Annotated in this window: 5 protein-coding genes and 2 pseudogenes; 1 reads left to right on the forward strand and 6 read right to left on the reverse strand. The window is 67.8% G+C overall.

Annotated elements, in window-relative coordinates; genetic code table 11:
• Window positions 1-8: 8 nt before the first annotated feature.
• The gene (locus tag ACIBK0_RS46070) at window positions 9-4,715 is read right to left on the reverse strand and encodes a sacsin N-terminal ATP-binding-like domain-containing protein (RefSeq protein ID WP_399094637.1); all 4,707 of its coding nucleotides are present in this window, start codon (window positions 4,713-4,715) and stop codon (window positions 9-11) included.
• Window positions 4,716-5,807: 1,092 nt separating this feature from the next.
• Window positions 5,808-6,347, reverse strand: coding sequence for a hypothetical protein (locus ACIBK0_RS46075; RefSeq protein ID WP_399094640.1), 540 nt, complete (start codon window positions 6,345-6,347; stop codon window positions 5,808-5,810).
• 19 nt (window positions 6,348-6,366) lie between these two features.
• Between ACIBK0_RS46075 and ACIBK0_RS46080 the strand changes: the two genes are divergently transcribed.
• The gene (locus tag ACIBK0_RS46080) at window positions 6,367-6,738 is read left to right on the forward strand and encodes a hypothetical protein (protein ID WP_399094643.1); all 372 of its coding nucleotides are present in this window, start codon (window positions 6,367-6,369) and stop codon (window positions 6,736-6,738) included.
• Between the two features lie 497 nt (window positions 6,739-7,235).
• Here ACIBK0_RS46080 and ACIBK0_RS46085 read toward each other — a convergent pair whose 3' ends face one another.
• From ACIBK0_RS46085 to ACIBK0_RS46100, 4 genes and pseudogenes are all read right to left on the reverse strand, one after another.
• A complete protein-coding gene (locus ACIBK0_RS46085; RefSeq protein ID WP_399094646.1) occupies window positions 7,236-7,604 on the reverse strand; it encodes a DUF6221 family protein in 369 nt (122 codons plus the stop codon).
• A 958-nt stretch (window positions 7,605-8,562) separates the two neighbouring features.
• Window positions 8,563-8,751: pseudogene (locus ACIBK0_RS46090) on the reverse strand (VWA domain-containing protein); the annotation flags it as partial.
• 30 nt (window positions 8,752-8,781) lie between these two features.
• Window positions 8,782-9,720 (reverse strand): annotated as a pseudogene (locus ACIBK0_RS46095) (TerD family protein); the annotation flags it as partial.
• Window positions 9,721-9,837: 117 nt separating this feature from the next.
• Window positions 9,838-10,098, reverse strand: a complete 261-nt coding sequence (locus ACIBK0_RS46100) for a hypothetical protein (RefSeq protein WP_399094649.1) — start codon at window positions 10,096-10,098, stop codon at window positions 9,838-9,840.
• Window positions 10,099-10,437 lie beyond the last annotated feature (339 nt).

Genomic DNA, 10,437 nt, shown 5'->3' on the forward strand with positions numbered 1-10,437 from the left:
GGATCCGGTCATCGGCCCGCCCTGCGCCACAGGTGCTCCATGCGCGTATAGGCCAGTCCACGACCGAAGTTCTCGATGTTGTCGGCCACGTTGAGGATCAGGCAGGACTCCTTGCCCCCGTTGAGCTCGCCGCGCAGGCCCCGGCCGATCATCTGGATGTAGGTGTTGGGGCTGAACGTGGGGCGGGCGACCACGACGGCACGCACGGCAGGGGCGTCGAACCCCTGCGTCAACACCCGGTAGTTGGTCAGAACCCTGATCTTCTTGCTCTTGAACGCGGCGATGCGGCGCCGCCTGATGCTCGGTGGCGTCCCCCCGTCGATCGAGGCCGCCGTGATGCCGCGATCCTGCAGCAGTGCGGCAAGGACCTGGGCGTGCTCCACCGAGGTGGCGAAGACCAGGATGGGCCAGTCGGGGGGCAGTTCCCCGATCCTGTCGACGATCCGCCGGGTGCGGTCGACGTCCTGGGCGAGGCGGGTGACGACCTCGGCCGGCAGGGTCATCGCGTTCGTGCTGCGCGTCTCGGCCACTTGCTGGGCCGTCAGCGTGTAGGAGCCGCCCAGGAGTTCCTCGTGCTCGACCTTGGCCAGGACCTTCAGGGCCTGCAGGTGCCCGTAGGCGTCGTCGTTGTCGAACACCCCGTAGTCCAGGCGCTTGCGGCCGAAACGGGAGACCAGCGTCCGCGTCTCGTCGTCATTGTCTCCGCGGAAGGCGGTGGCCGTCAGCCCGATCAGGTGGCGCGAGGTCCGGTACTGGTCGATGCCCAGAGCGTCCAGGATCCGTGTGTAGGTCTTCGGCACGGCGAAGTGAGCCTCATCGACGATGACGAGGGCGCACTCACGCAGCCAGGCGTAGTCCTCCTTGGGGAGCCGCTTGACGGCCGTGTCGTCGATGGCGACGACTACCTGCGGCCCGTCGACGACGGGAACGGCGTCCGGGATGCCGCCCCACATGCGGGTGATGCGCAGCGGCTTGTCCGTTCCCACGGTCTGCCAGACGTAGGCCCAGGTCTCGATGGCCTGCTCGGCCAGCTCCTGGCTCTGGGAGATCCACAGGATCGGGCCGTCGAGCAGGCCCTCGCGCAGCGCGCGGACACCGGCCTCGGCGGCGATCCGCGTCTTGCCCGACCCGGTGGGGATCTGCAGCATGGCCCGCTTCTCCTCGCCCTGGGCCAGGTGCTCGTACATGCGCTGCACGAGCGCCTCCTGGTAGGCGTGCAGCTTCAGCGGCTTTCGCGGGCCCGGGACCGTCTCGTACGGCTCGGGGCTGCTGGGGGTCTGCGGGTCGCCGGCCCACGCCTGCGGGAAGCCGTAGGTGCGCACGAAACGTTGTGCCGCCGAACCGCTCGTCCAGATCCGCGGCACGTCGAAGCCCGCGTCGGCGAGCGCAGGTGCCAGGAAGCGCAGGATGTCATCCCCGTGAGCGGCGATCAGCAGTTCGGCCGCTCGCAGACCGTCGACCGGGATCGCGCGCAGTTGCGCGTCCGCCGATGCCAGTCCCGGCGGCAGCTCGGCCGTCAGCCGGCCCTCGCCGATGGCCAGCAGCAGCTTTCTGGTCGGATCGCTCTCCTGGCGGACCATCACCAACTTCTTGTCGCCTCGGTCCCGCGCCTGTTGACGCAGGAGATCCCGACACCCCTCGGCCCCCAGCCCCAGCCCCAGGAGCCGATCGACGGCCTCCAGGGTCGACTCGTCGTCACGCTCCCCGCACAAAAGCACCGTGTATCCGTCGAGCGTCTCGGTCAGCGCCTGCTCCCGTCTGCCCTCGGGGCCACGGACGATCCTGACCAGCTCGGAGCAGTGCGCCAGTTTCCAGGCCGTTCCTCGAGCAAGCACCTGACGCAGCCGAGGAAAGGCGTCCGTCAGGGACACCGGTTCGGTGAGCGGCACCCAGTGGATCTCCTCCACCAGAAGATCGGACGGGTTGCGGAAACGGAACCGGTCGATGAGGAGTTGGGCGTCGGCCTCGGTGGGGACCAGGAGCGCCGGTACACGCTCACGCAGCAGCACCTCGAACTGATCCTGCTCGTACGTGACGGCGATGCTCTCGCGCTGTTTCAGCGCCCAGTCCTCGCCGACCCTGCATCGGAACAGGCGTGTCTCGTCCCCGAGGTTGTCCGAGGGGCCCGAACCCGCGAGAAACGCGTAAGCGCTTCCGACGAATCCGATGTCGGTGCCCGTATCCGCGCGCAGAGCCAGTTCGCTCCACAAGGTGGCGGGCACGTTCTGGACCGTGGAGGGCAGGCGCAGCGCACGTGCGTGGGCGACGGCGACCTCGGCGACCGGCAGAAGCCTGGCGTCCACCTTCAGCTCGGGACTCACCGCGGCATTCGACCGCCTCACGCCCAACGAGGTTGCCAGCATGCCCCGTTCGCGGAGCATCCAGATCAGAGGCGACTCGACGCGCAGCTCGCCGCCCTGACCATTGGTTCGGGAGCATCGCCAATCGGGCACGAGCCCAGGGTCGGGCAGCTCGCGCACGAAGGCGGCCCTGCCTTCCGTGGACAGCTCCGCCAGGAGATGCAGGGGACCGGCGGGGTCCTGCCCCATCAGACTCACGGACGACAACCGAGGACGGGAGCTGTGGGGCGGAAGAGTCGCGCAGAACTGGTTGTACATGACCGCGCTGTAGTCGTTGAACCAGGGATCCGAGCGAGGGTTCATCCGGGGCACCGGACGATCCACCGCTCCGAGGGCCTTGAGCACCTCCGTGTCGGCCGCGTGGAAGGCCGGGTCGATCAGAACCGAGGCATCGCGCAGCCCATCACCGGGCACGACGGGCCCTGCCAGGAGGCAGTTGCGGATGAAGCGGAACTGGCCGGCGGCGGTGCGCACCTTGAGCGCCTCGTGCGGTGAGGGATGGCGCTCCTTGACGACCTCGACCACCTTGTCGCATTCGACCGTGCGCGTCAGCGTCCAGAAGTCCTCCCAGTCGTTGTTCCGGTACCGGTCGAAGCCCGTTGTGACAGCGGCCCGCAGACGTCCGACCGCGTTGGCCTCCTCCACCCCTAGGATCCGCAATGCGCCGACCAGCTCGGGGTCCTGCGCGATGGCGTCGTGCAGGTACACCGTCGACTCGTGCGCAAGGCGCACGCCGTCGTGCCGACGAAACACCGCGCCCTCGGAAAGGGAACGGAAGTGGCCGCCCTCGGTGAGCAGGATCTTCGCGCTGCGTGCCTCAGCAACCTGGGCCGCTGTCCCGGTCTCGACGATGGACGCCGCGAGCGCCAGAGCGCACTTGGCGCCCTCCACGCTGCGGTCCGAGACCAGTGCCGCCAGCCAGTCGCGCACCGAGGACGCGACGACGCCGGCCTGCTCGAGGATGTCCCTGGCCCTCGAACGCCGGTCGCGACCCTCCACGCTGTGATGGCACCAGTTCTTGGGACGCCCCGGGTGGGACGCCCACTGTTCGAGCCAGCCCGGCGCGAGACTCTCCGGGTGCAGCCGCAGAGTCTGAGGGAGTCGGAGAACCCCGTCCTGATCCGGTAGTGAGGGGCGACGGGCGGCCGCCTGGAGCACCTTCTGGCTGAGCATCTCGTCGCCCCACTGGGAGGCTTCCCTACCACGCGCCGTGAGCAGAGTCAGAAATGCCCCCGGATCCTTCTCCTCGTGCAGATCGGGGATCGAGTCGACCACGAGCTCCGCGGCCCGAGTCACCAACTCCTCGTTGAAATCGCTCTTGGTCAGATTCTGGCGATCCTCGGGGGTCTTCCACGGCGCGTTGAGCAGGCCGGTCAGCGTCGTGTCGTAGTTGGTCGGGAAGTAGGCCCAAAAGGTTCCACGCCTCCCGCGCTGCGGGACACCCTTGTCGGGAACCGCCCACGAGATGGTGACGACAGGCCGATCGTGCAACTCCCCAGCCGTCCGCGCGGCGCTCGCACTGGGCTCGTGGTCGACGCTGAAGACGAACCAGCGCTCGTTGCTGCGTGGAGCACCGTTGCGCTGCTCCACGACACGGTGCTCGATGCCCTCCGTCTCCTGTGTGATCTCCCGGCACACCTCGTGGCCGCCACGAGTGTCCTCCAGGACCAGGCGGTCCACATGAGGCGAGAAAAGCATGAAATGCGCGGGGAAGTTGACGATGTCCCGCCCCAACCGGTCCGCGGCCCCCTCGTGCAGCGGAAGCACCACCGTCGTCGACGCCCACGTCATCAGCTCGTCGAGCCGCTGGTCACGCCGACGCTCCGCCTCCAGGTCCAGCGGCTGCGCCATCCGCAGCACCGGGGTGGGATCCAGCCCGGAGAGGTCGGGGACCGTCTCTCGGATCACACGGGCCGACCAGTCCTTGTCGAAGCCGAACGAGCCGGACGCACTGTAGAAGCGAGGGGTGTCCGACACGCTCAGCACCGACTTGACGCCGACCCCGAAGCGTCCGATCTTCCCGGTGCGCTTCCGCGACACGGCCATGCGCAGGATCGTGTCGGCGCCGTCCGGGGTCATCGGTGTGCCGGTGTTGGCGCAGTACAGGTGTGTGGCGGTGAGAAGGACATGGATCGTACCCACGACGCCGGGCTGGCGCTCCATGTTCTCGTCCGCGCCGTTCTGGACGAGCTCGTAGATCTGGCGTTCACCGTAGCCGCCCTGGGTGATGCGCCGCTCGTTGTTCGCGTGCTCCAGGACGTGGCCGGGATCCGCCCGGTAGACGTTGAGAACCCGTTGCGACAGTTCCTCGACGACCTTGACGACACTGGCCGCCTCGGGATCGAAATCAGACATGAAAGAAAATACCCCGATCGCATGGGAAAGACAGCCTTCGATGCCGGACGTGATAACCCACCGGAAGGCTCGACTCGAAAGGCGTTCCCTATCGCTGACACGGCGACAGAAAAGCGCAGCGCGGCTCTATATGTGCGACGGCCCCCCCGGGCTTACGGAACCGGCCCTGAAGCGGCTGGTTTCCCATCGGAGCACACCTTAACCATGCGATTCGATCCGAGCAAAGACCCTTGACAACGGTCACCGACATCGGACGGGACCTTCGGGAGGGGATCAATCAGCCCTGATAGGTCACCTTGTGACGGACAGTCAGTATTGGCCCGCAGTTGAGTACTATCTCGGGTTGATGGCGAACTCGGACGATATGAGGATATCGCGAAGTTCATGCACTTTTGCCTTCCCTGGAGCGCGCTCGCTCACGGCGATGCGGAACCTCTCCGATCGGTCGCAAATTTGCATATCGAGACGGAGTCCGTAGCCGCGATCGCAAAATTCGAAATTTACCGAGCATTCTTGGAAGTCCTTGAACTTCGGTGCCTAGAAGGTGGATTGACGGGCCGGAAGAAGCCGACCGAAGAGTTCCCCGATCGTCGACAGATCCCGACCGGGCATGCTGCAATTCATCCGGGGGCGCCGAATGTGTTCGGGTGCGTCGGACGGCGCACGCGACGTGAGCTGCTGCGCACCTGCCGAACAGTGGGCGACCGCTCCTCGGCGCCCGGTGCTGCACCCGCAGGCACCGCGAGATCCCGAGGTCGACACCCTCACGCACTCCTCGACCGGAGGACGAATCGGGCGAGAAGGCCCGGACCGAGTTGCGATTCGGTGTCCCCGACGGCGCCGTCGGCAACACCCACACGCCAAATGCCCCCATCCGGGCACCATCGGCCGGGGGGGGCAGTTGTCAAGCCAGACCGGACGACCACGCGGCGCCTGTCGACGGTGGATGACATCCTTGATCGGATACGCCGTCATGTACCGGAGGTTCGCGTGCCGCTCGTTGTCATCCAACCGTCCTACGGCAACCCTGCAGCCCGCCGGCACTGGCGCGACACACTCGACAACGCCGTCGACTTCACCCACACCCTGCGCTCACCTCTTCTGACCCCCTCGCAGCGCGAGCAACTGCAGGAGTTCCACCCCGGTGGATCCGCCCGGTTCTGGGGGGCGACGAGCCGTCAGGACCGAAAGATGGAGCGCCTGAGCCCGGGAGACGTCGTCCTGTTCACCGGCCTGAACCATGTACGCGGCATCGGCGAGATCGGCGCTCTCTTTCGCAACGCAGCCTTCGCGGACAGCATGTGGGGCGCCGACGAGGACAACGGCAGCTGGCACAACGTCTACAGCCTCCTGTCGTTCACCCCTGTCGAGATCCCCTACACCGAGATCTGGGCCCTTCCCGGATTCAACTCCGGTGACAACTTCATGGGGCTGCGCATCCTGGACCCCGAGAAGGCCGCCACCGTCCTGGACGGCCTGGGCATCGAGGCACAGACCGAGGCCCGCGACGACGACAGCTCTCAGGAACCCCTCGCCCGCGCCCTGCGCACCCACACCGACATCGTCGACGGCGAGGCCTTGCGCACGCCGAGCACCCGCTACCGGCTCGAGGAGCGCGAACTGGTCGTCCACCGTACGGAGGCGTTCCCTGGTGCAGGAGTACGTCGACTTCCTGGGCGTCGACCGGCCGAAGCGACTGCGCACCCCCGCCGGGATCACCGACCTCCATCTGGCCCTGCCGGACGGCTGCGAGGTCGTGGAGGCCAAGCGAGCCAGCAGTCGTCGGTTCGTCCGGGAGGCCCTGGCACAGCTATTGGACTACGCCCCCCATACGCCCCGACCGACGATACGGCTGTCGGCACTCTTCCCCGAGCGCCCCGCCGATCGCGATCTGGAGCTGCTGCATCGCTATGGCGTCGATTGCGTCCACCGCACGGACCCGACGACCTTCGAGCGCACGCCAGCGCCGCAGGAGACGCGGGCGAGCATGATGCCGTTGTGGCAGCAACGCCGGCACGACTGAGACCGACCCGCTGTGCGGGGCGTCAGGCTTCGCTCCGCCCGTACGGCCAGCCACAAATCAGGGGACATCAGGCGGAGACCGGGTGGGACGCCTGCTGTCCATCGGTGAGGAGCCGAACAAGGGAGTCACTCCGATCGCCCGGACAGCGACACCGGAGGGTCGAAATCGCCCGGCGACTTCGACCGCTCCAGCCCCTGGAAAGGGACGGTCGGCACGCCCGGCCCGAGGCGTTCGGCCTGAACCGACGGGCGGGCGTTCCGGCAGGGACCACAGGGCGGGCGGACCCCGCGGCGCAGGGCTTCGTGACCCACTCGACCAGGACGCGCGGGAGGTCGAGCACGGCAAGCAGGAACCAACGAGGATCCTGTGTCGGCGGGTTGTGACGTCGAGACCCCGATGGCACGGACCTCGTCCGTTGTTGCCCCGCCGGCACACCGGCGTCACTCGATCCCATACCCACCCCGAAAACGCCCGGTGACGGGCTCCTGTGCCGCGGGTCAGGCCGCCTCGTCGCGCTCCCGTCCGACCGACCGCCACTCGGGCCGGAAGTCGGGATGGTCGGCGTACGCCGCAACGAGCTTGTAGATCACCGGGCTGCGAAGATACTGCGGGACACTGGCGACCACGTCCACGCCTGCCCTCTGCCAGATGTTGAGGTCCCTGCTCTCCGCCTTCAAAGTCTTCCACTCGTGCGCCTCGACCCAGCGCAGGAGCCGGCGCTTCGCAGTGACGTCGGCGAGGACCCGGGCCTGCAACCTTGCCACGCCCTCGTCCTTGCCGGGCTTCACTGCGCGAGCAGCGGTTTCATCCTCACGAAGACGGGCCCGGAAGAACTCCGTCATGGCCTCGAAGTCGTTGTGTCTCATCGCTTTCCCCCCTGTCGACAAATACTGATGGGCCATCATCCACCACGATCGGGCGGCGTCCTGCCGTCCTGCGCGGCGGTGACGGGCTTCCCGTGGGGGGAGTCTCGGGGACGGCGTTCGAAGGCCTCGCTCGAGCAAGGGCGCCTGTCGAACGCGGAATTGTGCGGCGGAACTCCTGACAGGTCTTGCGCGGATCCCGTATCGGCCCCATCCCTGTGACTGTCATGACCTGCAGGTACGACGTCTGCCGGTGGACTGTCGGCAGGCTCCGTACTGCCCGGGGGCAGAGCTTGGACTCCTCGCGTGGCCTTGGCGCGAAGGCCCGACGCGGCCGATGCCGGCGTTCGATGTCCTTCGTCGTTCAGGGCGTGGTCGAGGCGGCATCGAAAAGAAGTTAGAACTTTAGTTCCCATTTTTGTGGGTGTTGAAATTATTGGCTTGTTCAGAAGCCTTCCCTGGGTTCCGAAACCAGTTCTCCCGTGCCTGCTTCTTCCCGGGATCGAAGACCCTGCCAGGCGCATCGAACCGTCTGAGACGTAGAGACACCCCAGGTCATCGCGGTGATGATGCGGTCGTGCCGAGGAGTGACCGTAGCCCGCGCCCCCACGCCGTGCGGCGTCACAGCCTCCGTGACCGTCGCGGGCCGCCCGTCGGAGCAGGGGACGAACGAACCGGGCGAGCGGCCGGCAGCCTGCCCTGCCTGCTTGACCGGACTCAGCGATCACCGTCATGTGGCCTGCGCAAGGACACCAGCCACAGCCCACACCCCCGCCGCCGTGACCTGTTACCGGGCCACCTCGCGCCGATGGCCCGGCCGGGATGCCACCTTCCCGCTCGCCATGTCGCAGAAAGCGCCCGGCAGTTCGGTGACCACGTCGCCTGTTGAGGAGCCTCGCCGGTCGGCCGTCGCCACCGCGGTGCGGCCTGTTCGCCCGGCCGGTACAGGCCCGGGGTGTTGCTAGATGATGCCTGCGCTGCGGGCGGCGCTGAGCCAGGCGGGGAATTCCTGCAGCAGTCGGTCGTAGAGGAGGTCGTCGCCGACGGCCTGCGGGGTGCGTCCGGCGTGGAAGAAGCCGGCATTGTCGACGACACGCCGCTCGGGCACGGCGAGGGTGTCGAGCTTGCGCAGGAACGCGAACTCGTTGTCGGGGGAGTTCATGTCCCAGGTGGCGTGGCTGAGGGATCCGCAGGTCAGGCCGGTGTCGACATCCATGTTGATGGCGATGGCGACGCGTCGTACCCGTTCGGGCAGGACGGACAGGTGGAGGGTGGCGCGTTCGACGGTGTGCTGTCCCTCGTGCTGTTTGCCGGCAAGGCGTGCGGCGCCGTCGGTGGTTGAGGGCTGGTTGTAGAAGACGAAGTCGTCGTCACCGGCGACCTGGCCGTCGTCGCCGAGCAGGAAGAGGCTGAGGTCGGCGTCCGCGCCGGCGAAGCGGAAGGTGACCTGCAGGCCCTGCCAGGCTTCTTCGGGCAGGACCAGAGTCTGACCGGGAACGAGTTCGGCGGCGGTGGCTGGAGGCACCACGGGTTCAGGGGATGGCTGCGCGGTGGATTCGTGCTTCCATTCGGCGAACGGCTTGATCCGCAAGGGGTCGTCGACCGGGGTCGGGTCGTCGGGCGGGGTGTTGGCGCCGAGGGTGATGTCGAGGTCGGCGAGGGAGGTCTGGTCGGCCTCGGGCTCGTCCTGGGCGTGGTCCAGCAGTTCCTGCAGACCGGGGACGCGAGTGGTGTCCAGCGGCTTGATCGTGCTGGAGAAGGCGCCGGCCGCGGTCGTGGTGATGGAGCAGGCGACGTCCTGGCCGATGTCCAAGAAGCGCAGGGCGTCCTCGGGTGTGCGCCACGGGGTGGACTCGACCACCTGGCGGCTCCAGCGTCCGTAGGCGACGAATCCGAGGCGCTGGGTGTCGGGCAGGCGGGTGAGCACGGCCAGGTCGATGGCGGTGATGCCCGGAGCGGTGGCGAAGCCCTCCTTGAGGGTGGCGACGATGTTGGAACCCATACAGGTGAGCCACCACAGGATCCGGTCGCGCTTGGTCAGGTTCTTCAGGCTCGGGCGCCCGCTGGGGGTGACGCCGGGCGTCTGGGTCGGCATGGAGTCGAGGTCCTGCTGGCGCATCACGACCGACAGGACCGTACCGTCCGTGCCCACGGCGCAGCCGGCGGCCGGATTGTCGCAGAAGGCGGTGTTCACCGCCTCGCAGACGGTGTCCTCGTCATTGGCCAGCAGAGCCTGTCACCACAGTTCGGCCTCGCTGCCCATCCGTTCACGCACGGCGTGCAGACGCGCCCTCTCCGCGGCCAGATACGCGGGAGCGTCCTGCTCCGCACACTGTTTGGCGGCCGCCCGGTCAGCGCGGGCCAGCCAGCCCACGCCCCGAAGATGGAAGGCCTGCGCCTCGGCGAGCGCCCAGGGCACAGTCAGCTGCGGAACGACCGGGATCGCGGGTGGATGCGCGGCGGGGAACCCGCGGTTCCTGGAGGGCGAGCTTGGCATCTACCTCCCCTGGGAGGAGACGGAGGCAGAGCTGCCGGCAGCCGCGTTCACCTGACGGCGCCTTCAGGTAGCCACGTCCACCCAAGAAGGGTCATGTCCCGCTACACCACTTGGCGGGACGCCATCCCGATCCTGTTCCCGTCACGGAGCCGCACCTGCGCCGACTTCCCCAGAGGGCGAGCGCGTTAAGGGTGGGTGTGGCACCGTGGACGCAGGCCTGGTCCGTCACTCCCCCCGTGGTGGCGGACCAGGCCTCACTGCGTGCTGGAGGACTCAGTTAAGGCCGTGGCGGGCCGAGGGGGAGAGCCTGCCGGAGGTCGGCATACAGGCGGATCCGTA

Origin of the sequence: Streptomyces sp. NPDC050564, from assembly GCF_044457265.1 — a bacterium.
Classification (GTDB): Bacteria; Actinomycetota; Actinomycetes; order Streptomycetales; family Streptomycetaceae; genus Streptomyces.

Bases quoted from the DNA above. Each gene is read 5' to 3' on its own strand.
- ACIBK0_RS46085 (WP_399094646.1), bottom strand. From the start codon at position 7,604: ATGAGACACAACGACTTCGAGGCCATGACGGAGTTCTTCCGGGCCCGT.
- ACIBK0_RS46100 (WP_399094649.1), bottom strand. From the start codon at position 10,098: ATGCCAAGCTCGCCCTCCAGGAACCGCGGGTTCCCCGCCGCGCATCCA.
- ACIBK0_RS46070 (WP_399094637.1), bottom strand. From the start codon at position 4,715: ATGTCTGATTTCGATCCCGAGGCGGCCAGTGTCGTCAAGGTCGTCGAG.